This is a genomic window from Curtobacterium sp. MCBD17_023 (assembly GCF_003224415.1).
Classification (GTDB): domain Bacteria; phylum Actinomycetota; class Actinomycetes; order Actinomycetales; family Microbacteriaceae; genus Curtobacterium.
This window is the reverse complement of sequence record NZ_QKLJ01000002.1, coordinates 78721-101999: the sequence shown is the minus strand read 5'-3', so window position 1 is coordinate 101999 and position 23279 is coordinate 78721. Positions and strand designations below refer to the sequence as shown.

The following is a 23279-nucleotide window of genomic DNA, read 5'->3' as shown; positions in this document are numbered from 1 at the left end:
CGGCATGGAGCACCAGCCCGTCACTCCCCCGGCCCCCGTCCCCACCACGGTGTTGTGGGACATCGACGGCACGCTCGTGCGCAACGCCGCGTCACCGGGCAACCTGTACCACCTGGCGCTCGAGCGGGCGCTCGGTCGCGACCTACCGCTGCTCGTCGGCCACCAGCACGGCCGGACCGACGCCGGCATCATCGTCGAGCACGTCCGAGCGCACCACCTGGAGGACGAGCTCGTGCCGACGGTGAGCGGGCACCTGCGCGACCTGTCGGAGGAGCGTCACCGGTCCGGGGACCGCCGCACACCCGCCCCGGGCGCGATCGACCTCGTCCGGCACTTCGCCGCGATCGGCTGGCGGAACGGCCTGCTCACCGGCAACTCCGCCCACCGTGCCCGGATCAAGCTGCTCGGCGCGGGCTTCGACGTCGACGCCTTCGATTGGGACCACTCGTACTTCGGGGACGAGCAGGTCGAGCGGTCCGGGGTGACGGCCCTCGCGGCCGCCGCACTCAGCGGGACCCGGGCGGTGATCGTCGGCGACACGCCCCGCGACGGCGAGGCCGCGGACGCCGTCGGGATCCCGTTCCTCGCGGTCGCGACCGGCGTCTACGACGTCGACGCACTCCGGGCGACGAGCGCTGTGGCGGTCGCCCGCGACTGCGTCGCGGACGCACGCCTCATCGAGGACGCGATCACGCGTCTCGCGCCGCTGGCCTAGGGAGGGGTGACCGGAGCGTCGGACCCGCTGCGGGCCTCCAGGCCGGGAGGCCCGACGTCGGTCCGTCAGGTGGGTCGCCCGGGTGGGTGACGGCCTGGTCAGTCGCCGCGCAGGGCGGCGAGGTACTTCTCGGCCATCACGCGCTGCTGGCGGCGCACCAGGGGGGCCACGAAACGCCACTTCCGGCTCGCCGGCTGCGAGAACTGCCGGACCTGCAGCCACACCGACCCGTCCGGCGTGCGCTCGACGACGAAGGACTCCTCGCCCGACAGCGGGTGCCCCTCGAGGGTGCCGTAGGCGAAGCCCTTCCGGTCGCGCTCGTCGATGATCGCCACGACCCGCACCGGCGCGTGCACCGTCTGCCCGAACGCGTGCATCGTCAGCGTCGCCGTCGTGCCCGCCGTCACGAGCGGGGTGCCGTCCGGCGTCGTCCGCTCGACCCGGGCCGACCCGATGGAGGCCGGGGCGATCGGGACGCCGTGCTCGTCGAACGTGACCGGGTTGTACCGCACCTCGTCGTCCTCGGGCGCGTCCTCGACCCGCACGCCCATGCCGCTGCGCTCCTGGATCTGCCACGTCAGCGCCTGCATGACGGCGGTCTCGAAGCGCTGGTCACCGTGCCCGATGCGGGCGCGGGACTCGGCGGGCGTGAAGCCCTCCGGCGGGTAGGTCATCAGGTCGGAGGCCTGGGTGGCGCCGACCGCGCCGTAGGTCAGCGCCGTCCGGTGCTGCCCGCGGCTCACTTCTTCTTCTCTTCCACGTCGCCGGAGAGCGCCGCGATGAAGGCCTCCTGCGGGACCTCGACCCGACCGATGGTCTTCATGCGCTTCTTGCCCTCCTTCTGCTTCTCGAGGAGCTTGCGCTTCCGGGTGATGTCACCGCCGTAGCACTTCGCCAGGACGTCCTTGCGCATGGCGCGGATGCTCTCGCGGGCGATGATGCGGGCGCCGATCGCGGCCTGGATCGGGACCTCGAACTGCTGACGCGGGATGAGCTTCCGCAGGCGCTCGGTCATGAGCGTGCCGTACGCGTAGGCCTTCTCACGGTGCACGATCGCGCTGAAGGCGTCGACCTGGTCGCCCTGCAGCAGGATGTCGACCTTCACGAGGTCGGCCGCCTGGTCGCCGGTGGGCTCGTAGTCGAGACTGGCGTAGCCCTGCGTCTTGCTCTTCAGCTGGTCGAAGAAGTCGAACACGATCTCGCCGAGCGGGATCTCGTAGCGGATCTCGACCCGGTCCTCGCCGAGGTACTCCATGCCGAGCAGCGACCCGCGCCGCTGCTGGCAGAGGTCCATGATCGCGCCGACGTAGTCCTTCGGGGCGAGGATGGCCGCGCGGACCATCGGTTCGCGGACCTCGACGATGCGGCCGGTCGGGAACTCCGACGGGTTCGTGACCTCGGTGACGGTGTTGTCCTCGGTCGTGACCTCGTAGACCACGCTCGGCGCGGTCGTGATGAGGTCGAGGTCGAACTCGCGCCGCAGCCGCTCGGTGATGATCTCGAGGTGCAGCAGGCCGAGGAAGCCGCAGCGGAAGCCGAAGCCGAGGGCCACCGACGTCTCCGGCTCGTAGACCAGCGCCGCGTCGGACAGCTTCAGCTTGTCGAGCGCCTCTCGGAGCACCGGGTAGTCGCTGCCGTCGATCGGGTAGAGGCCCGAGAACACCATCGGCTTCGGGTCCGTGTACCCGGACAGTGCCTCGGTCGCCGGACGCTGCGCGCTCGTGACCGTGTCACCGACCTTCGACTGGCGGACGTCCTTCACGCCGGTGATGAGGTACCCGACCTCGCCGACGGAAAGCCCCTTGGTCGGCGTCGGCTCCGGGCTCGACACCCCGATCTCGAGGATCTCGTGCGTCGACTTGGTCGACATCATCTGGACCTTCTCGCGCGGCTTGATCGAACCGTCGATCATGCGCACGTACGTCACGACACCGCGGTAGCTGTCGTACACGGAGTCGAAGATCATCGCGCGGGGTGCGGCGTCGACCGTGCCGACGGGCGCCGGGACGGTCCGCACCACGCGGTCGAGCAGCTCCGCGACGCCCTGTCCGGTCTTGCCGGAGACCCGCAGCACGTCCTCCGGCTCCCCGCCGATGAGCTGCGCGAGCTCGGCGGCGTACTTCTCCGGCTCGGCGGCCGGCAGGTCGATCTTGTTGAGGACCGGGATGATCTCGAGGTCGTTCTCGAGCGCCAGGTACAGGTTCGCGAGCGTCTGGGCCTCGATGCCCTGTGCGGCGTCGACGAGCAGGATCGCGCCCTCGCACGCGGCCAGGGAGCGGGACACCTCGTACGAGAAGTCGACGTGGCCCGGCGTGTCGATCATGTTCAGCGCGAAGGTCTCGCCGTCGAGCTCCCACGGCATGCGGACGGCCTGGGACTTGATCGTGATGCCCCGCTCGCGCTCGATGTCCATCCGGTCGAGGTACTGCGCACGCATCGCCCGGTCCTCGACGATGCCGGTGATCGACAGCATGCGGTCGGCCAGCGTGGACTTGCCGTGGTCGATGTGCGCGATGATGCAGAAGTTGCGGATCGCGGCGGCCGGCGTCGAGGCGGGCTCGAGCGGCGCAGATGCTTGTGGGCTCACGGTTCCTCGGGGTGGGTCGGACGGTCCGACGATTGTCCCATGCTCGCGCCTCGGCGGCGCGCAGTGTGCAGGTGACCGTGGACGGTCAGGGCGTCGGCAGGGCCCCGAGACCGCGACGGAGGTCCTCCGGCGTCGCCGCGAGACAGACGCGGATCCAGCCCTCGCCGGTCCGACCGAACGCGCTGCCCGGTGCGACGGCGACCCGCTCACGCTGCAGGAACGCGAGCGCCCACTCGGCGACGTCCCCGTCCGTCGCGTGCGACACGTCGATCCAGAGGTAGAACGCGCCCTTCGGGTCGTTGTACCGGATGCCGGCGGCGTCGAGCACGCCGGTCGCGACCTCCAGGTTCCGGCGGTAGTGCTCGCGGGCGTCCTGCACGGGCGAGTGGTCGCCGACGATCGCCGCCAGGGCGGCCCACTGGTCGGGTTCGGCCACGCAGCTGATGATCGACTCCTGCACGGTCCGCATCGTCGGACCGAGGCCCTTCGGGGTCACGAGGTAGCCGACCCGGACGCCGGTCATCGCGTACGTCTTGCTCAGCGAGAAAGCCGAGAACACCCGGTCGTCCTCGTCGAGCGACGCCAGGCTGACGTGCCGGGTGCCGTAGGTGAAGTACTCGTACACCTCGTCGCTGATCACCCACAGGTCGTGGCGCTTCGCGAGGGCCAGCAGGTCCCGCAGCGTCTGCTCGCCGAAGACGGAGCCGAGGGGGTTGGACGGCGAGTTGACGACGATGGCGCGCGTGCGGTCGGTGATCCGCGCCTCCAGGGCGGCCAGGTCGGGCTCGAAACCGTGCGCCGGCGACAACTGGTACGGCACCGGGTCGGCACCGATGATGTGCGCGTTCATCGTGAAGGTCGTGTACCCGGGATCCGGCACGAGGACCTCGTCCCCGGGCGAGAGCACGAGCGTCATCGCGGTGAACAGCGCCTGCGTCGCCCCGACCGTCACCCACACCTGCTCGAGGTCGACGTCCACCCGGTTCTCGCGCCGGAGCTTCTCCTGGATCGCCTGGCGCAGCTGCGGGATGCCGCCGTTCGGGCCGTAGTCGGTGCGGTCCTCGGCCCATGCGCGGCGGGCGGCGTCACCGATGTGCTTCGCGACCGTGACGTCCGGCTCGCCGATCACGAGCATCGTCACGTCGTCGAGGAGTGACGCCTGCTCGAAGACCCGGCGGATGCCCGAGGGCGGGACGGTGTCGATGCGGGGCGCGAGGGACGGCATCCCGTCACCGTAACCCGTCACGATCCCGCCGCGTGTCCGACGTGTTGCGCTTTGGTGACGCGGGGTCGGCCTGGTAACGTTGCTGGCTGGCTTACGCGTTCCGTCGCCCACGGGTGGAACGCGATGCGACGAAGGGCCCCTCTACCCGGGATCGCAACCACCCGTCCGAGACGAAACCAGGAGCAACACGCATGGCGAACATCAAGTCGCAGCTCAAGCGCATCAAGACCAACCAGAAGGCCACCGACCGCAACAAGGCGTACAAGTCGGAGCTGAAGACGTACATCCGTCACACCAACGAGGCCATCGCCTCGGGCGACAAGGACAAGGCCGTCGCCGCCCTGTCGCTCGCCGCGAAGAAGCTCGACAAGGCCGTGAGCAAGGGTGTCATCCACAAGAACCAGGCCGCGAACCGCAAGTCGGCCATCGCGAAGAAGGTCTCGGCGCTCTGATCTGAGTCGCTGACGACCGAAGGCCCTGCACCGGTGGTGCGGGGCCTTCGTCGTTCCCGGGTGCTGCGGTGCGGCGCGGTGCTGCGTCGGTGCGGTGCGGCCGCGCGGCGTCAACTGGTTTCCGCCCGCCGCATCCGGTCCACACCACGGGGATCAGCGGTTCGAACGGGAAGTCGTTGTGCGCTGCCGGACGGAACCGCGGCTGGTCGAGGTCGGCGCGTGGGGCGCCGACGGTCGGCGCGCAGGCGCCGCGGCATCGACGGTCGGCGTGCAGACGCGGCGGCACCGGGGTCGGCGCGCAGACGCGGCGGCATCGGGGTCGGCGCGCAGACGCGGCGGCATCGGCGGTCGGCGCGCAGACGCGGCGGCGCCGACGCTCGGCCGGGAGGCCCGGAAGCGTCAGCGGGCCTCGCCGCGCCGGGCGATGGTGCGGACCATGAGCTCGAGGGCGAAGTGCGCGTCACGGGAGCCGCCCTTCACGGCGGCGTCCGCCTCAGCGATGCTCGTGATCGCGTTCGCGAGGCCGGCTTCGCTCCACCCGGCGACGTCGCGCTGCGCGCGCTGCACCTGCCACGGCGCCAGGCCGAGCGCGGAGGCGGCTTGTCCGCTCGAGCCGCGGAAGGAACTCACCTTCGCCATCGTGCGGATCTTGCTCGCGAAGGCGGCGACGATCGGGACCGGGGCTTCACCGGTCGCGAGGGCGTGCCGCAGTTCGACGATCGCCGGGGCGGACCGACCGGCGAGGGCGATGTCCGCCACCTTGAAGGCGTTCGTCTCGACCCGCCCGCCGTAGTACTTGTCGACGGTGCGGTCGGTGATCTCGTCGGCTTCGTCGGCGAGGAGCTGCCGGCACGCGGCGGCGAGTTCGGCGAGGTCGTCGGCGAACGCGGCGACGAGCGTCCGCACCGCCGACGGCGCGATCTTCCGACGGGCGGCACGGAACTCCGCGTTGACGAAGTCGATCCGGTCGGTGTCGCGCTTGATCTCGTCGCACTGGACCTCGATGCCGCCGCCGACCCCGCTGCGGATGGTGTCGAGGAGCTTCTTGCCCCGCACTCCCCCACCGTGTCGGAGCACCAGGGTGACGTCGTCGGCGGGACCCTGGAGGTACGAGATGCTCTCGGTGATGAAGGCGTCCGTGCACTTCTCGACGTTCGTGACGCGCACGAGACGGGGTTCGCCGAACAGGGACGGGCTCGCCAGGGTCGCCAGCAGGCCCGGGGCGTACTGGTCGGCCTCGAGGTCGTGGACCTCGAGTGCCGGGTCCTCACCGACGAGCAGGTCGCGCAGCATGCCGATCGAGCGCTCGGCCAGGAAGGTCTCGGCACCGGTGACCAGGACGACCGGGGCGGGACGGATCGCCGACCACGGGACCTGGTCGATCTTCGCTGCGGCGCGCGCGGGCTTCTTGGCGGGCATGCGGGTCCTTCCGGTGGTGCTGGGCGGCGACGCCGGCCCTCCCGCTGCACGGTCGGCAGGAGCGGTCGGGGTCGCCTCGATCCTACGGGCGTCAGCCGACGGCCCGGGCCGACGACGGAGACCGGGGCTGCGGGCCTGCTGCCGGTGCGGTGGATGCCCTGGTCCGGACCGTCGTCGTCATCGTGGCGCTCGGTCCACACCTCGAGCGGGCGAGGACCGGCCGGACCGTCGCTTCCTCCGGGAGCACCGTCATCGGCACCGTCGTCCCCGTCCGTCGGTTCTCCGCCCCGGATGACGATCGTGCCCGACCGGTCCGTCCGGTACGGGGTGGTACCGGCATCGACGAGCATCTCCAGCGCCCGCTCCGTCGGGTGCCCGTAGTCGTTGTCCGCCCCGACGCCGATCAATCCGACACGGGCGGCGAGCAGGCGGTAGAGGTCCGGGTCTTGGTCGGCGGATCCGTGGTGCGCGACCTTGACGACGTCCACCGGGGACAGGGTCTCCGGTGGGGCCGTCCGCAGGAGCCGCCGTTGCGCGTCCTCCCCCAGGTCCCCGAGCAACAGCGCCGTCGTGCACCCCGGGCAACGCCGGCCCGGTGCCGGGTCGATCCGTAGGACGATGCTCGCCGCGTTGCCCGAACGGTCGTCGCCCGCTGGTGGCCAGATCACCCGCCATCGCAGGTCGCCGAGCACGCCCCCGGTCCCGTCGGCGGTACGGCGGACGTCGACACCGGCCGTCTGGAGCTCGGACACCACGCGCACGTCCGCGGGCCGGCCGACCGGTCCGACGAGGGCGATGTCCACCTCACCCGCGACCTCGTCGACCGCACCGACGTGGTCACGGTCGAAGTGCGTCAGGACGAGCAGGTCGATGTGCTCGACGCCGAGCAGGGTGAGGCATGCCCGGAGTCGCTCGGGGTCGTCGCCGGTGTCGACCAGTGCCGTCTGCCCGTCGCTCCTGAGCAGGGTCGCGTCGCCCTGGCCGACGTCGCACATCGCGGTGGTCCAGCCCGTCGGCACCGTACTGCGGACGAGCACGTCGGGCACGGTGACCGCACCGACACCGAGGACGACCGTCACCGCCGCTCCGACGCAGGCCAGCCGTCGGACCCGCCCTGGACGGAGCACCGCGACCACCAGCGCGGCGCAGACCACGGTCGCGAGGAGCACCCCGACCGGGGCAGCCGGCCACGGGGCCGAGGCCGCCGGCAGTGCCGCGGCACGGTCCGCGATCTCCCCGATGCCGGCAGCGGGGACCCACCCGACCGTCGCGAGGAGCTGCGCTCCGGACGGCCACAGCGGGGCGAGGAGGCACGCCACGAGCCCCACGACGGTCGCGACCGGTGCGAGCACCTCGGCGAGCAGGTTGGCCGGCACGGCGTAGGTCGGCAGCGTGGGAGACAGTGCGACCGTCACGGGCCAGCACGCGACCTGTGCGGCGACGGGCACGGCGACCGCGGCGGCCACCGGGGGCCAGAACCGCCGCGTGAGCAGCTCCGTCAGCGGCGGGCCGAGGACCACGATCCCGGAGGCCGCCAGGACCGAGAGCGTGAACGCGGGTGACCGTGCCACCCACGGGTCTGCGACGAGCATCCCGATGGCCGCGAGCGCGACGAGCGGCACACCGCGTACCGGCCGGCCGGTCACGTGCACGACGAGCGCCACGATCGCCATCACGGACGCCCGGGTGATGGACGGGTCCGGCCGCACGAGCACCACGAACCCGAGCAACACCACGACGGCAGCGCCGGCACGCACCGCACGAGGAGCACCGACCGCCCGTCCGAGCAGCACCACCAACGCGACGATGACGGCGCAGTTCGACCCGGAGACGGCAGTGAGGTGGGTCAGGGCAGCGGCTTCCATGGCCCGCTCGGTGTCCGCGTCGAGTCCGGACCGGTCGCCGATGGCCAACCCGCGGAGCAGTGCGGCACCGGGTTCCGGCAGGTCGGCGGTGACGGCGACGAAGGCGGACCGGGCGACTGCGGTGCCGCCGAGCAGGCCGTGCGGCGGTGCGGCCGGACCGAGGTCACCACGGACGAAGAGGACGAACGCGGTCGGCGCTCCGGGCTCGTCGGCCTCGAGCTGACCGCGCACCTGGACGACCGACCCGGCCGCGACTGCCTCCCGACGCGGTTCGAGCGCGGGCACGATCCGGACCGGGACGCGTAGGCCGTCGTGCCGCGGGGTGCGCGCTCCGACCGCCAGGAGCGTCCCGACCACGGACCGGTCGGCGGGCGGGAGGTCACGGTCGAGGCGCACCTGCGCGTGGACGGTCCGGCCGGAGACGGCGCGGACGGCCGGTGGCTCTCGTCGTCCCTGGCCCACCGCGACCGCCACGGACACCAGAGCGACGAGGAGCGCGGCCGTGAGCACCAGGGCCGCCACTGCCCGCACCGAGGCGGTCACACCCGGTCCGGAGGGTCGTCGGTCGACGGCGAAGCTGCCCGACCGCGCCGGTCCCTCCCGGCGTCGGAGCACGACCGTCACGAGCGCCACCACTGCCACGGCGGCCGCCACCGCACCGACCCAGGCAGCTGCATGGGGAGCGCCGACCACGAGCGCGACGACGACCCACGTGCCTGCGGCCGGCCCGGCGAGCCGGAGGTCGGCCACGGAGGCGCGCTGCCCCCGTCCGGCGGCGACCGGGACGGCACCGTGGACGTCGAGGTCGCGTGCGCGCGGTTCGTGCGGCGCCGTCCGAGGCGTCTGCACCCCCGTCGACCCCGTGCTCGCACCCGTCGTCCTCGTGTTCACACGCGCACCCGGTCCCGGAGCTCAGCGAAGCGCGCGTCGCCGATGCCGCTGACCTCGAGCAGGTCCTCGACGGCCTGGAAGCTGCCGTGCTCCTCCCGCCAGGTCAGGATGCGCTGGGCCATGGCCGGACCGATCCCGGGGAGCGTCTCGAGCGTCGTGGCATCGGCGGTGTTGAGGTCCACGACCGCGCCCGCTGGCGATCCCCCGTCCGCCCCGGCTCCAGCTCCGGATCCGGGCCCGGTCGCACCTCCGCCGCCACCGCCTGCCGGGAGTTCGGCGGGCACCTCGGTCTCCCCGACGCGGGGGACGTACAGCCGCTCACCGTCGACGACGGGCCGCGCCAGGTTCAGTCGGGTGAGGTCGGCGTCCGCCGCGGCTCCCCCGGCCGCGTCGAGTGCATCGGCGACCCGGTCGCTCGCGGCCACCCGCACCACACCGGGATGCGCCACCGCCCCGACCACGTACACGACGGCGACGGTGTCGGGCGCGGACGCTCCCGCACCCGCGGCACCGCTCGAGGCCTGCAGGCTCGGCTCGACCGGTGTCCCGGTCGACCGCGCAGCGGCAGCTCCGTCGTCGGACGCGGCCACCGTCGGCGCGCCCGACACCACCGTCACGCCCGTGCCGACGCTGCCGTCGCCGTCGGCGCCCCCGCCCAGCCAGACCACGCCGACCGCGACCAGCACCACGACGCCGACGAGCACCAGGGCGGCACGGGGCGAGAGCGCGAAGCGGGACATGCCGGAACGCTACGGAGCCCGGTTCCCGGATCCGGCCCGGCGGGTTGCACCTGTGGACGACCGCCGCCCCCCGGTCAGATGTGGAGGGACGTCCTCCGCTCGACGCCTGGCACGCTGGGACGGACCTGCGGTCTCAACGCTCGTCCTGGTTCCGCAGGCTCCACACGGCTCGGCCCAGGGTGATGGGCATCACGAGGACCAACAACAGCCACGAGCCGATGTTCGCCGTGTCGAGGACCGCGTTCACGATGCCCACGAGCAGCAGCAGGCTCGACGAGACCATCGTGGTCAGGGCGAACCCCCGCGGCCACGGTCGCCGTGGCACCACGTCTGGACCGTACCGGTCGCTGCGCTGGTCGGTCCCGGCCGGGACCTCGGTCTCGGCCGGGACACGGCGACGACGCCGGAGGCGGTGGGCGCACTCCTGGCGTACGGCATGCCCCGACCGCTACCCCTTGATCGCGATGTTCACGAGCTTCGGCGCCCGCACGATGACCTTCACGATCTCCCGGTCCCCGATGTACCGCTGCACAGCCGCCGAGTCCCGGGCGAGCTGCTCGAGCTCGTCCGCCTCGATCGACTTCGACACTTCAAACGAGTCGCGCACCTTGCCGTTGACCTGCACGACCGCGGTCAGGGTCTCCTGCACGAGCAACGTCGGGTCGGCCTTCCGCCACCCGAACGTCGCGACCGGCGAGTCGTAGCCGAGCGTCTGCCACATCTCCTCGCCGGTGTACGGCGCGAAGACGCTCAGGCCCAGGGCGATCGTCTCCGCGGCCTCGCGCACGGCGGGGTCGGCGGCGCCGGGGCCGCTGTCGATCGCCTTGCGGGTGACGTTGACCAGGTCCATGAGCCGCGCGATCACGACGTTGAACTTGAACGACTCCATCAGGCCCGGGGCGTCGGACAGGAAGCGGTGGGTGGCCTGGCGGACACCACGGTCCCCGGTGGACCACACCGCGTCGGGCGTCGAGGTGACGTCGACGGCGATGCGGTACGCGCGGGCCAGGAAGCGTGCGGAGGCCGCCGGCGAGACGTCCTCCCAGTTGATGTCGTCCTCGGGCGGTCCCGCGAAGCCCATCACGAGACGGATCGCGTCGACGCCGTGTGCGTCGAGCTCGTCGCCGAGCGAGACGCCGCCCTTCGACTTCGACATCTTCGAGCCACCGGAGAGCACCATGCCCTGGTTGAGCAGCGCCGAGAACGGCTCGGTGAAGTCGAGGTACCCGAGGTCGAAGAGCACCTTCGTGACGAAGCGTGCGTAGAGCAGGTGCAGGATCGCGTGCTCGACGCCGCCGATGTACTGGTCGACCGGGGCCCACTTGTTGACGAGCGCCGGGTCGAACGCCTGCGTCTCGTCCTGCGGGGACAGGAAGCGCAGGAAGTACCACGACGAGTCGACGAAGGTGTCCATCGTGTCCGGGTCGCGGCGGGCGGGGCTGCCGTCCACCGGGTTCGGCACGTTGACCCACTCGGTCGCGCCGCCGAGGGGCGACGTGCCCTTCGGCTTGAGGTCGAGGCCCTCGGTGTCCGGCAGGACCACGGGCAGCTGGTCCTCGGGCACCGGGTACTGGGTGCCGTCCTCGCCGTGGATGATCGGGATCGGGGTGCCCCAGAAGCGCTGGCGGGAGATGAGCCAGTCACGCAGGCGGTACGTCTTGGCGGCGCGCCCGGTGCCGCGCTCCTCGAGCAGGCCGATCGCCGCGGTGATGGCGTGCTGCTTGCTCATGCCGTCGAGCGGTCCGGAGTTGATCATCCGGCCCTGCCCGGTGAGTGCCTCCCCCGTGGAGACCGGGTCGAGCGCCGGCAGGTCCTCGAGCGTCGCACCCTCGGGGATGACCGGGATCGCGCCGGTGACGGCCTGGTTCGTGTCGACGACCACCTTGACGGGCAGGTCGAAGGCTCGGGCGAAGTCGAGGTCGCGCTGGTCGTGGGCGGGGACGGCCATGACGGCTCCGTGCCCGTAGTCGGCGAGGACGTAGTCGGCAGCCCAGAGCGGCAGGCGCTCCCCGGTGAGCGGGTGGATCGCCGAGCGGCCGAGCGGCACACCGGTCTTCGGGCGGTCGGCGTTCTGCCGGTCGATGTCCGACGCCTTCTGCGTGGCGACCAGGTACTCCTGGAAGGCGGCGCGGGTGGCGTCGTCGACGGACGGGTCGGCGACGAGTTCCGCGGCCAGGTCCGAGTCGGGCGCCACGACCAGGAAGGTCACACCGTGGATGGTGTCCGGACGGGTGGTGAAGACCGTGACGGGCTCGTCCCGACCCTCGATGACGAAGTCGACGTCGGCGCCGACCGAGCGGCCGATCCAGTTGCGCTGCATCGCGATGACCTTCGACGGCCACCGTCCCTCGAGCTGGTTGAGGTCGTCGAGCAGCCGGTCCGCGTAGTCCGTGATCTTGAAGTACCACTGCGTGAGCTTCTTCTTGACGACGACGGCGCCGGAACGGTCCGAGGTGCCGTCGGGCAGGACCTGCTCGTTGGCCAGGACGGTCTGGTCCACCGGGTCCCAGTTGACCCAGCTGTCCTTCCGGTACGCCAGGCCCTTCTCGTACATCTTGAGGAACAGCCACTGGTTCCACTTGTAGTACTCGGGGTCCGAGGTGTGGATCTCGGTCGACCAGTCGAACGACGGCGCGTAGCGCTTGAAGGAGGCCTTCTGCTGCGCGATGTTCGCGTAGGTCCAGTCCTTCGGGTCGACGCCCCGCTTGATCGCCGCGTTCTCGGCGGGCAGCCCGAACGAGTCCCAGCCGATGGGGTGGAGCACGTTGAAGCCCTGCTGCCGCCAGTACCGCGCCACGAAGTCGCCGAGCGCCCAGTTCTCGGCGTGCCCCATGTGCAGGTCACCGGACGGGTACGGGAACATCTCGAGGATGTACTTGCGCGGGCGCTTGTCGTCGGGGTCGGCGGTGAAGAGGCCGAGCTCTTCCCACCGTGCCTGCCACTTCTCCTGGATGCGCCGGAAGTCGTAGGTGTGCGGGTCCTCGACGTGCTGCTCGATGGTCACGGTCCACAACGATACAAGCCGGGAGGCTCCTCCTGCGTCCTCCGGTCGGCTCACGCCGCGAGCAGGCGTCCGTCCGCCATCCGGAGGGTCCGGTCGACGAGGTCGGCCGGCACCGGCACGTGGGAGACGACGAGGAGCGTGCGCCCCGCTGCGCGGGCCGTCGACACCAGGTCGCGCAGGACGGCGTCGCCGAGGTCGGGGTCGATGTCGGCGGTCGGTTCGTCGAGCACGAGGACCGGGAAGGCGTGCAGGAGCGCCCGCGCGAGCGCCAGTCGGTGGGCCTGCCCGCCGGACACGAGCGTCCCGCGCTCCCCCACGCCCGCGTCGAGTCCACCGCGTCGGGCCACCCACTCGCCGAGACCGACGCGGTCGAGCACCGCGAGCAGGTCCGCGTCCGTCGCACTGTCCCTGGCGAACAGCAGGTTCTGGCGGACCGACTGGTCGAACACGAACGGGTCCTGCTCGATGAGCCCCACCCGGGCGCGGACGGCGTCGGGGTGCAGCGTCCGCGCCTCCACGCCGTCCAGCGTGTAGCTGCCCGTGTGGTCGACGAACCGGACGAGTGCGTCGACGAGGGACGACTTGCCCGACCCGCTCGGCCCGCGCAGCACGACGACCTCGCCGGGCTCGAGGTCGAACGACACCCCGTCCACCGCAGGTGCCGCGGCACCGGGCCACCGGACGGAGAGGTCCCGCACGCGGACGGCCACGGTCGCGGGCGCGGCGAGTTCCTCGGCGGGGGCCGCGGCGTCCGGCTCCGGTACCAGGCCTGCGGGCAGCTCGGCGGGCACGACCTGCTCGACACGCTCCGCGGCCGCGCGCACCCGGCGCAGGGTCAGGACCGCCAGCGGCACGACGCCGACGACCTCGAACAGGGCGAGCGGGACGAACACCGCCAGCGCCCAGAGCGGACCGTCGAGGGCACCCGACACCACCGCGGGCGCACCGACGGCGAGGACACCGAGGACGGCGGCACCGCCGACGAGCCCGACGAGCGCGCCGACGAGGGACTCCACCGCCCCGCGGCGACGGACGGCACGCGTGACGCGGTCGTCCAGCCGCGCGATGTGCGCGAGCCGTTCCTCGAGGGTGCCGAACGCGGCGAAGACGTCGAGCGTCCGCACGGTGTCGAGCACGAGGTCGGCGACGTGCCCGCGGTCCGCAGCGGTCTCCCGGTCCGACCGGGTCGCGACGACGCTCGTGACGACCGTGCCGACGAGCGCGGCGACGCCGAGCGCCAGCAGGAGCACGAGGGCGGCCGGCGGGGACACGAACGCGACCGCGACCACGGAGAGCAGAGCCGCGACCCCGGCCGAGACGAGCGGGCCGACCACCCGGATGGGCAGGTCCTGCAGGCGGTCGGTGTCGGTGACCAGCCGTGTCAAGAGGTCGCCGCGACCGGACGACCCGAGTCCGGCCGGCGCGACGGAGGCGAGTCTGCGGTACATCTCGGTGCGCACGACGGCGAGTTGCCGGAACGATGCGTCGTGACCGGACAGGCGGTCGACGTACCGGAGGGCGGCGCGGCCGAGCGCGAAGGCGCGGACGCCGACCATGACGAGGGTGAGGTACAGGATCGGCGGGTGCTCGGCGGCCCGGGTGATGAGGTACCCGCTCGCGGCGAGGAGCGCGACGGCGCACAACGCGCTGAGCACGCCGGCGGCGACCGCCTTCGCCCATCCGCGACCACGGGGCATCGCGAGCCGGAGGACCGACGGAGGACGGGCCTCCCGGGCGGTCCCGGTCGTGCCGTCGGGCGCGCTCATGCGGACACCGCCTGCGCGGTCCGGACGGCGACCGAGCCGTCGGGGGTGGTCGACACGACGACGTCGGCCGCTGCGACGACGGCCGGACGGTGGCTGGCGACGACCACGACCGCGCCGCCGTCCGCGAGCCGCCGCACGGCGGCGACCACGAGCGCCTCGGACTCGGCATCGAGCGCCGACGTCGGCTCGTCGAGGAGCACCAGCGGCGTGCTGGCGGTCGCGGCCCGGTACAGCCCGCGCGCCACGGCGACGCGTTGCGCCTCACCGCCCGACAGTCCGGCACCGCCGGAGCCGACCGCCAGGCCCGGGTCCACGCCCAGCCCGACCGCACCGAGCGCGCTCCGTACCTGTGCGGCGTCGCCTCCGGCGGCGGACAGGGTCACGTTCTCGGCGACGGTGCCGCGGACGAGCCGCGCCCGCTGGTCCACCCAGGTGGTCCGGTCCGCCACGGACACGTCGGCCGGACCGGGGACGACGACCGTGCCCTCGTGCGGGAGCACACCGCGGAGTGCGGCGAGGAGGCTCGACTTGCCGGATCCGCTCGGTCCGGCGAGCGCGACCACGGTCCCGGCGGGAGCGGTCAGGTCGACCGGGCCGATGACGACGTCCGGCCGGTGCACGGTCACGCCGCTGAGGACCAGCGCGCCGGCGTCCCCGGTCCCCGTCGGCCGGCTGGGCACCGTCGACGACTCGGGGACGGCCCGCTGCGGGTCGGCGTGCTGGGGGTCGGCGTGCTGGGGGTCGGCGTGCTGAGGCTCGGAGAGCACGTCGAGGACGGCCTGCGAGGCCTCGACCCCGTCCTGGGCCGCGTGGAAGTCGGCGCCGACCTGCCGGATCGGGGCGAACGCCTCGGGTGCGAGGACGAGCACGAACATCGCCGCGCCGAGGCCGAGCGACCCGTCCACGAGCCGGATGCCGATCGACACCGCGACCAGGGCGACGGACAGGCTCGCGGCAAGTTCGAGCGCGAACCCGCTGACGAACGACAGTCGGAGCACGCCCAGGGTGCCGCGGCGGTACTCGTCGGTGACCCGGTCGATCCGACCGACCTGCCGCCGGGCCCGTCCGAACACCTTGAGGGTCGCCAGGCCCTCGACCGCCTCCGTGAACGCCCCGCCGAGTCGGGCGAGCGCGTCCGCCTGACGGCGCTGCAGTGTCTGCGTGGCCAGACCGATGAGGACCATGAAGACCGGGATGACCGGCATCGCGCACACGATGACGACGGCGCTCGTCAGGTCCCCGAGCGCGATCGCGACCACGAGGACCGGGGTCGCGACCGCCGTGAGCGCGAGCTGCGGCAGGTAGCGGCCGAAGTACGCGTCGAGGGCGTCGAGACCCGGACCGAGCGTCGTGGCGAACCCGGCGCTCGACCGACCGGCGAGCCACCCGGGGCCCCGGTCGGCTGCGCGCCGGAGCACGGCGGCGCGGAGTTCGCTCTTCACGCGGGCCCCCGCGCGCGCCGCCAGGTCGTCGGTGGCCCATGCCGCGAGCGCGCGGAGCAGGAACGCCGCGCCGAGGAGCGCGAGTGTGGCCGGGAACGTCCCGGGCACCTGCCCGTCCCGGACCGCGTCGACGACCTGGGTCACCGCCGCGGCGATGCCCCAGGCGATCCCGATGGTGGCGGTCGTCCGCACCACGCCCGTCCCCGCGGCGGCGAGGACGAACCCGCGCGCGGTCCGGGACAGCCGGAGCAGACGGGGGTCGAGCGGCTTCATCCGGGCCTCCTGGTCAGTGCGCGGCCTGCGCGACGGTCGCGCGCGAGACCCGCTTGCGGAAGACCCAGTACGTCCACGCCTGGTACGCGAGCACGAGCGGCAGGAACACCACCGCGACCCAGCTCATCACGGTCAACGTGTAGTCGCCGGAGGAGGCATTCGCGACGGTGAGGCTGTTCGCCGGGTCGTTCGACGCCGGCATGACGTCGGGGAACACGGCGGTGAACATGGCCAGGACGACCGCGCCGATCGTGACGGCCATGAGCGTGAACGCTCGCCCCTCCCGCCCACGGGCGGCGCAGAGGACCGCGACCACCAGCGCGACCGCGGCGACGGCGGACAGCACGAGCGACGCCGGGGTGGCGCGGACGGACGCCATCGTGACGAGGAACGCGGCGGCCACCGCGATGGTGAGGACGCCGGAGCGTTTCGCCAGCCGGATGGCCCGCTCCCGCATCTCCCCCTCGGTCTTCAGCGCGACGAAGACGACGCCGTGCGTGAAGAACACCAGGAGCGTCGTCACGCCGGTGAGCAGGGCGAAGGGGTTGAGCAGGTCGAACAGGGTGCCGGTGTAGTCGTGCCCGGCGTCCATCGGGATCCCCCGCACGACGTTGCCGAACGCGACGCCCCACAGGAACGACGGCACCGCGCTGCCGACGATGATCATGAGGTCGAAGCGGCGCTTCCACTCGAGGCGCTTGTCCTGGTGGCGGTACTCGAACGACACCCCGCGGGCGATGAGCGCGGCCAGGATGAGCAGCAGCGCCAGGTAGAAGCCGGAGAACATCGTCGCGTACCACTCCGGGAACGCCGCGAACAGGCACGCTCCGGCGACGATGACCCAGGTCTCGTTGAGGTCCCAGACGGGGCCGATGGTGTTGATGAGCACGCGTCGGTCGGTGTCGTCCTTGCCGAGGAACGGCAGGGACATCCCGACACCGAAGTCGAACCCGTCGAGCACGAAGTACCCGACGAAGAACAGTCCGACGATCGCGAACCAGAGAACAGGCAGGTCCATCTCAGTACACCGTCACTTCGTGCTCGACCTCGCCGGTCTCCTCGTCGACCTCGGCCGGAGCGGCCGGGCCCTCCTGGGCGACCTTCTTGATGAGTCGGAACTCGACCACCGCGAGGGATCCGTAGATGAGCGTGAACACGACGAGCGAGATGAGCACCTCGAGGCCGGTCACGTTCGGGGAGACGCCGTCGGCGGTCTTCAGCAGTCCGAACACGAGCCACGGCTGACGACCCATCTCGGTGAAGACCCAGCCGACGATCATCGCGGCCATCGGCAGCGGGACCGCCCAGATCGCGATGCGCCACATCCAGCGCTGCTGCGGGAAGCGGCCCTTGCGGGTGAGCCAGAGCCCGGCGAGCGACACCATCACGGCGCCGACGCCGAGGGCGATCATCCAGCGGAAGGACCAGTAGGTCACCCAGATGACCGGCTTGTAGTCCCCGGGGCCGTACACCTGCGTGTACTGCGCCTGCAGGTCGTTGATGCCCTCGACCGTGCCGGTGAACGTGTGGGTCGACAGGAAGGAGAGCAGGTACGGGATGCGGATCGAGAACAGCTCGCGGACACCGTCGGGGGTGCCGAGGGTGAAGACCGAGAACGAGGCGTCCTTGCCGGTCGCGGTGCCGTAGAGTGCCTCGGCCGCGGCCATCTTCATCGGCTGCGTCTCGACCATGGTCAGGCCGAGCTGATCCCCGGTGAGGACGGTGAGCGCCCCGGCCGCGACCATCGTCCACAGCCCGAACTTGAGCGCCGGCATCATCGTCTCGAGGTTCTGGTTGCGCGAGAGGTGGAACGCGGCGACCGAGATGATCACGCCGGCCGCGACCATGAAGCACGCGAAGACGGTGTGCGGGAACGCGGCGAGGGCGACCTTGTTGCCGAGGACGGCCCAGATGTCGGTGAGCTCCGCGCGGCCCTTGGCCTCGTTCAGCGCGTACCCGACCGGGTGCTGCATGAAGGCGTTGGCGGCGATGATGAAGTACGCCGACATGATCGTGCCCGCGCTGACGCACCAGATGCTCGCCAGGTGGAGCTTCTTCGGCAGGCGGTCCCAGCCGAAGATCCAGACGCCGATGAAGGCCGCCTCGAAGAAGAACGCCAGGATGCCCTCGAGCGCGAGCGGGGCACCGAAGACGTCGCCGACGAACCGCGAGTAGTCCGACCAGTTCATCCCGAACTGGAACTCCTGCACGATGCCGGTGACGACACCCATCGCGAAGTTGATGAGGAAGATGCGCCCGAAGAAGCGGGTCAGCTGCAGGTAGTGCGCGCGACCGGTGCGGACCCAGGCCGTCTGGAACACCGCGACGACGACCGCCATGCCGATCGTCAGCGGGACGAAGAGGAAGTGGTAGATCGTCGTCAGACCGAACTGCCACCGCGACAGGAGGAGCGGATCGAGGAGGTCGTTCATGCGGCCGGGCCCGTCGGGATCGCCGCGCGCTGTTCGTGCACGTTGAGATGCTTCCTGTGGAAGGGGTTCTGCTCGTTGCCGTCACGTCGTCGGGACCCTTCGACGGTACTGCTGGACGCCCCACTTCGACAAGTTGTAGAGACCCCTCCTGCACATACGTGCACGGCTCCTGCACGGCACAACCGTGCGGAACACATGTCACTCCGGGGGCACATCCGTGCGGAACAGCTGTGCCCGTCGACACCCCTCCCGGGAACGGCGACAGGCGCCGGGCTGGAGGCCCGACGCCTGTCTTCGAGAACGAGGATCCGCCTCCTAGAGGAGACCCTTCTCCGTCAGGAACTCCTTGGCGATGTCCGCGGACTTCTCCTTGTCGACCGTGCTCTTCGTGTTCAGGTCGATGAGCGCTTCGGTCGTCAGGACCTCGCTGACCTCGTCGATCGCGTCGGCGGCCTTCTCGTCGACCTTGTCGGACACGACCGGCGTGACGTTCTGCGGCACGATGAGGTTCTCCGGGTCCTTCAGCGTGACGAAGCCGTTCGCCTTGATGCTCGGGTCCGCGGTGTAGATGTCGGCGAGCTGGACGGTGCCGTCCTTGAGCGCCTTGACCGTGAGCGCGCCGCCCGAGTCCTCGATCGCCTTCGACTCGACGTCGACGCCGTACACGGACTTGAGGCCCTTCGGGCCGTACGGCCGCGTCTGGTTCTCGGAGTTCGCCCCGACGGTCAGCTTCTCCTTCACGTTCTTCAGGTCGGCCAGGCTCGTCACGTCGTTCTCCTCGGAGAACTCCTTCGTCACGGTGTAGCTGTCCTGGTCGGTGGCCTCGGCGGCGTCCAGGGCACGGATGCCCTTCGGCAGCGCCGACTCGAGCTCGTCGGCGATGTCCGACTCGCTCTTCGCGGTCGAGTCCTTGTCGTAGTACTGCAGCAGGTTGCCGCTGTACTCCGGCATCACGTCGACCGCGCCCTTCTGCAGCTGGGGAAGGTAGACCTCGCGCTGACCGATCTGGTAGTTGCGCTCGACCGTGAAGCCGTCCTTCTCGAGGACCTGCGCGTAGAGCTCGGCGATGATCTCGTTCGAGTAGTAGGCCTGCGACCCGACGACGATGGTCTTCGAGTCGGACGGGGCGCTGGAGCCGCTGTCGAGCGGGCTGCTGGACGAGCAGCCGGCGAGTGCCGCTGCCGCGCCCAGGGCGACCGCTGCGGCGAGGCCGGCGCGGAGCTTGGGTGCTGTGATCACGAGGGGGTTCCTTCCGGGATGGGTTTGCGGGGCCGCTCACGCGATCCCGAGCGTCGTCGTGACCCGCGCTCGGCGACGCCCGCGGGCACCACCGCCCGCTGGAGCACGGCGAAGACGACTTCGAACGCGATCGCCAGGACGATCACGAGGACGGAGGCGCCGAGCATCATGGCGTAGTCCTGGGTCTTGAGCCCGAGGAACACGTAGCCGCCGAGGCCACCGGATCCGACGTACGCGGCGAGGGTGGCGGTCGCGACGACCTGCAGCACGGCAGCACGGATGCCGCCGACGAGCAGTGGGAGCCCGAGGGGGATCTCGACCTTGGTCAGGATCTGCCACCCGGTCATGCCCTGTGCGCGTGCCGCGTCGACGGTGACCGGGTCGACGGACTCGATCCCTGCGTAGGCACCGGCGAGCACCGACGGGATCGCCAGGATGACGAGCGCGAGCAGCGGCGCCTGCAGGTTCACGCCGAGCAGGAGGCCGAACAGTGTCAGCACGCCGAGGGTCGGCAGCGCGCGGACGCCGCCGGAGAGCGCGATCGCGACGCCGCGCGCCCTGCCGGTGTGGCCGATGAGGTACCCGATCGGCACGGCGATCACCGCGGCGATGACGACGGCGACCAGAGAGATCCAGATGTGCTCCCACAGCCGGACCGGGATGCCGTTCGGGCCCGGGTAGTTGGCGGGGTCGAGCACCCACGCGAAGGCCTGTCCGATGATCACGAGGACACCTCCGCGGTCTGCAGCACGCGCCGCGCGGCCCGCTCCGACCCGGTCGACGCGCGCGTCCACGGCATCACCATCCGGCCGATCAGCACGAGCAGCCCGTCGATCGCGAACGCGAGGACGAGGACCATGACGATGCCCGCCACGATCTCCTCGGGGATGTTCCGCCCGATGCCGTCGGTGAACAGCGACCCGAGACTCCGGATGCCGAGCACCGCGCCGACCGTGGTGAGCGAGATGGTCGACACCGACACGACCCGGAGACCGGCGAGCAGGACCGGACCGGCGAGCGGCAGGTCGACGCGGAAGAAGCGCTGCACGCCGGAGTAGCCCATCGCAGTCGCCGCCGACGTGGTGGCCGGGTCGACCGACCCGAGCCCGTCCACGGTCGACCGCACCATGAGCGCGAGGCCGTACAGCGTCAACCCGACGACGACGTTGACGGGGTCCTGCAGCCCGGTGCCGATGATGCCGGGCAGCGCGATGAAGAGCGGGAGTGACGGCACGGCGTAGAGCAGCCCGGCGACGGTGACGATGCCGCCGCCGAACCCGCTGCTGAGTCGCGCGGCGCCGGGACGACGGAGTCGGACGACCAGCCACCCGATCGGGATCGACACCAGGAACGCGATGACGATCGGCGGCAGGGCGACGGCCAGGTGCGCCAGCGTGTCGTCCCCGATCGTGTCGAGGTTCGACAGCACCCACTTCACCGGGTGCTCCCACCCTGCGCCGCAGCACCCGGGACGCGTGCGGGCGTCCCGGCCTCGGAGCGGACAGCGGCAGCGGCGTCGACGACGCCTGTGGGACCGGTCAGGACGCCGGCGGCGCGGCCGTCCCCGTCGACGACGATCGGACCGGTCGGGGTCTGTTCGACCCGGAGCGCGCGGCGCCCCCGCCCGGCTCCGATGAAGTTCGCGACGAAGTCGTCGGCCGGCGCGGACAGGATCTCCGCCGGGGTGCCGAGCTGGGCGATCTCGCCGCCCTTCTTGAGGATGACGACCTGGTCGCCGAGCTTGAACGCCTCGTCGATGTCGTGCGTCACGAAGACGACGGTCTTGCCGAGCTCGCGCTGGAGCCGGATCAGCTCGTCCTGCAGGTCGTTGCGCACGAGGGGGTCGACGGCACCGAACGGTTCGTCCATCAGGAGGATGTTCGGGTCGACGGCGAGCCCGCGGGCCACACCGACCCGCTGCTGCTGGCCGCCGGAGAGCTGGGAGGGGTACCGGTCCGCGAGGGAGCGGTCGAGGCCGACTGTGTCCATGAGCTCGAGGGCACGCGCCCGCGCGTCCGCCTTCGGGACCCCGGTCAGCACCGGCACCGTGGCGATGTTGTCCGCGACCTTCCGGTGCGGCAGCAGGCCGGCGTTCTGCATGACGTAGCCGATCCGGCGGCGGAGCTGCACGGGGTCGACGCCGGCGATGTCCTCGCCGTCGATCTGGACGGAGCCCGCCGTGGGGTCGATCATCCGGTTGATCATCCGGAGCAGCGTGGTCTTGCCGCATCCACTCGATCCGACGAACACCGTCGTGGTCCGCGAGGGGATCACGAGGTCGAACGACTCGACGGCGGTCGTGCCGTCCGGGTAGGTCTTGCGCACCGAGCGGAACTCGATCATGGGTGCCCTTCTTGGTGGAGGTAGCCCGACTCCGGAGACAGTACAGGTCCGGGCCCATACCGGACCGGTCGTGTCGGCGCATGACGCCTGGCGGACATCGGTGCGGTTCCCGCGCAGTCCGGACAGGTCCGGACGCACGGACGCCCGCCCCTCGTGTTCGGAGGGACGGGCGTCGCGGTTCGGTCCGGCGGACGACCGGTCAGGAGGCTCGGATCACCGACTCCAGGTAGGGCCGGCTCATCGCGCGGTACGCGTCGATGAGCGCGTGGTCCGGGTTCTCGCGGTCGACGTGCGCGCGGGCGAGGACGGCGTGTGCCGACTCGGCGAGCACGACCCAGGCGCGGCTCAGCGCCTCCGACTGCGGCAGGTCGAAGCGCTCCCGCATGACGACGCCGACGGCACCGCCCAGGGCCGCCAGCCGGTCGGCGTCCTCGTCCCCGGAGGTGGTGTCGATGTCGGCGAAGCGGATCGCCCGGAAGCCGGGCTCGGTGCGGTACATCTCGGCGGTCATCTCGATGAGGGCGTCGCAGCCCTCCTGCCAGGTGGTGGCGCCGGACGCGTCGAGCGTCTCGACGAACCGAGCGGCGAGGCGCTGGGTGCAGCGGATCGCGAGCGCCTCGACGACGGCGATCCGATCCGGGAAGTACCGGTAGACCGTGCCGATGGACGCTCCGGCACGTTCGGCGACCATGGCGGTCGTCAGGCGCTCGAACCCGATCTCGTCGATCACCGCCGCGGCGGCGTCGAGCAGACCTGCGAGGCGGGCCGAGCTCCGTGCCTGGACCGGCTCGTTCCTGAGCAGTGATGATCCCCCTGGCAGAGCGTTCGGAACCTCGGTGACGAGCACGTGTTCTCCTTCTCGCGGTGACCGCGGGCTGAATGACTG

At 71.7% G+C, this 23279-nt stretch carries 19 protein-coding genes and 1 pseudogene; 3 read left to right on the top strand and 17 right to left on the bottom strand.

Annotated features, from left to right (window positions below):
- Positions 1-4: 4 nt before the first annotated feature.
- Positions 5-715 carry an HAD family hydrolase gene (locus tag DEI84_RS03040; protein WP_181420332.1) on the top strand — a complete coding sequence of 237 codons (711 nt, stop codon included), beginning with the start codon at positions 5-7 and terminating at the stop codon, positions 713-715.
- 98 nt (positions 716-813) lie between these two features.
- Here DEI84_RS03040 and DEI84_RS03035 read toward each other — a convergent pair whose 3' ends face one another.
- The 3 genes from DEI84_RS03035 to DEI84_RS03025 form a co-directional block, all read right to left on the bottom strand.
- Positions 814-1458 carry a DUF1990 family protein gene (locus DEI84_RS03035; RefSeq protein ID WP_258367534.1) on the bottom strand — a complete coding sequence of 215 codons (645 nt, stop codon included), beginning with the start codon at positions 1456-1458 and terminating at the stop codon, positions 814-816.
- A complete protein-coding gene (lepA, locus tag DEI84_RS03030) occupies positions 1455-3302 on the bottom strand; it encodes a translation elongation factor 4 (protein ID WP_110889635.1) in 1848 nt (615 codons plus the stop codon). The genes DEI84_RS03035 and lepA overlap by 4 nt, the downstream gene beginning before the upstream one ends.
- A gap of 85 nt (positions 3303-3387) precedes the next feature.
- Complete coding sequence (locus DEI84_RS03025) at positions 3388-4527, bottom strand: pyridoxal phosphate-dependent aminotransferase (RefSeq protein ID WP_110889634.1); 1140 nt, start codon at positions 4525-4527, stop codon at positions 3388-3390.
- A 191-nt stretch (positions 4528-4718) separates the two neighbouring features.
- Here DEI84_RS03025 and rpsT point away from each other — a divergent pair, with 191 nt between their 5' ends.
- The gene (gene rpsT, locus DEI84_RS03020) at positions 4719-4979 is read left to right on the top strand and encodes a 30S ribosomal protein S20 (protein WP_110889633.1); all 261 of its coding nucleotides are present in this window, start codon (positions 4719-4721) and stop codon (positions 4977-4979) included.
- 399 nt (positions 4980-5378) lie between these two features.
- On the opposite strand, the gene holA is transcribed toward rpsT, so the two are convergent.
- Together holA and DEI84_RS16065 are read right to left on the bottom strand one after the other, a co-directional pair.
- Positions 5379-6398: a DNA polymerase III subunit delta gene (gene holA, locus DEI84_RS03015; protein WP_110825304.1), complete on the bottom strand. Its 1020-nt coding sequence runs from the start codon at positions 6396-6398 to the stop codon at positions 5379-5381.
- Between the two features lie 791 nt (positions 6399-7189).
- Positions 7190-8263: pseudogene (locus DEI84_RS16065) on the bottom strand (ComEC/Rec2 family competence protein); the annotation flags it as partial.
- Between DEI84_RS16065 and DEI84_RS15900 the strand changes: the two are divergent.
- Positions 8240-8569 (top strand): hypothetical protein, encoded by a 330-nt coding sequence (locus DEI84_RS15900; RefSeq protein WP_258371682.1) that lies wholly within the window; start codon positions 8240-8242, stop codon positions 8567-8569. The pseudogene DEI84_RS16065 and the gene DEI84_RS15900 sit on opposite strands and share 24 nt — an antisense overlap.
- 581 nt (positions 8570-9150) lie before the next feature.
- Here the strand turns inward: DEI84_RS15900 and DEI84_RS02995 are convergent.
- The 12 genes from DEI84_RS02995 to DEI84_RS15445 all read right to left on the bottom strand — a co-directional run bounded on the left by DEI84_RS02995 (position 9151) and on the right by DEI84_RS15445 (position 23240).
- Entirely contained in the window at positions 9151-9894 is a 744-nt protein-coding gene (locus DEI84_RS02995) for a ComEA family DNA-binding protein (RefSeq protein ID WP_110889631.1), read from the bottom strand.
- 133 nt (positions 9895-10027) lie between these two features.
- Complete coding sequence (locus DEI84_RS02990; protein ID WP_110889630.1) at positions 10028-10222, bottom strand: hypothetical protein; 195 nt, start codon at positions 10220-10222, stop codon at positions 10028-10030.
- 120 nt (positions 10223-10342) lie between these two features.
- Complete coding sequence (gene leuS, locus DEI84_RS02985; protein WP_110889629.1) at positions 10343-12898, bottom strand: leucine--tRNA ligase; 2556 nt, start codon at positions 12896-12898, stop codon at positions 10343-10345.
- Between the two features lie 50 nt (positions 12899-12948).
- Positions 12949-14664: a thiol reductant ABC exporter subunit CydC gene (gene cydC, locus DEI84_RS02980; protein WP_110889628.1), complete on the bottom strand. Its 1716-nt coding sequence runs from the start codon at positions 14662-14664 to the stop codon at positions 12949-12951.
- Positions 14661-16379 carry a thiol reductant ABC exporter subunit CydD gene (cydD, locus tag DEI84_RS02975; protein WP_110889627.1) on the bottom strand — a complete coding sequence of 573 codons (1719 nt, stop codon included), beginning with the start codon at positions 16377-16379 and terminating at the stop codon, positions 14661-14663. Before cydD ends, cydC begins: the two co-directional genes overlap by 4 nt.
- Positions 16380-16392: 13 nt before the next feature.
- A complete protein-coding gene (cydB, locus tag DEI84_RS02970) occupies positions 16393-17397 on the bottom strand; it encodes a cytochrome d ubiquinol oxidase subunit II (RefSeq protein ID WP_110825300.1) in 1005 nt (334 codons plus the stop codon).
- 1 nt (position 17398) lies between these two features.
- Positions 17399-18811 carry a cytochrome ubiquinol oxidase subunit I gene (locus DEI84_RS02965; protein WP_110889626.1) on the bottom strand — a complete coding sequence of 471 codons (1413 nt, stop codon included), beginning with the start codon at positions 18809-18811 and terminating at the stop codon, positions 17399-17401.
- Positions 18812-19126: 315 nt separating this feature from the next.
- A complete protein-coding gene (locus DEI84_RS02960) occupies positions 19127-20050 on the bottom strand; it encodes an ABC transporter substrate-binding protein (protein WP_110889625.1) in 924 nt (307 codons plus the stop codon).
- The gene (locus tag DEI84_RS02955) at positions 20047-20775 is read right to left on the bottom strand and encodes an ABC transporter permease (protein ID WP_110889860.1); all 729 of its coding nucleotides are present in this window, start codon (positions 20773-20775) and stop codon (positions 20047-20049) included. Before DEI84_RS02955 ends, DEI84_RS02960 begins: the two co-directional genes overlap by 4 nt.
- On the bottom strand, positions 20772-21488 hold the full coding sequence (locus DEI84_RS02950; protein ID WP_110889624.1) for an ABC transporter permease: 717 nt from the start codon (positions 21486-21488) through the stop codon (positions 20772-20774). The genes DEI84_RS02955 and DEI84_RS02950 overlap by 4 nt, the downstream gene beginning before the upstream one ends.
- The gene (locus DEI84_RS02945) at positions 21485-22393 is read right to left on the bottom strand and encodes an ABC transporter ATP-binding protein (RefSeq protein ID WP_110889623.1); all 909 of its coding nucleotides are present in this window, start codon (positions 22391-22393) and stop codon (positions 21485-21487) included. The genes DEI84_RS02950 and DEI84_RS02945 overlap by 4 nt, the downstream gene beginning before the upstream one ends.
- Before the next feature lie 199 nt (positions 22394-22592).
- The gene (locus DEI84_RS15445; RefSeq protein ID WP_181419594.1) at positions 22593-23240 is read right to left on the bottom strand and encodes a TetR/AcrR family transcriptional regulator; all 648 of its coding nucleotides are present in this window, start codon (positions 23238-23240) and stop codon (positions 22593-22595) included.
- Between the last annotated feature and the right edge of the window lie 39 nt (positions 23241-23279).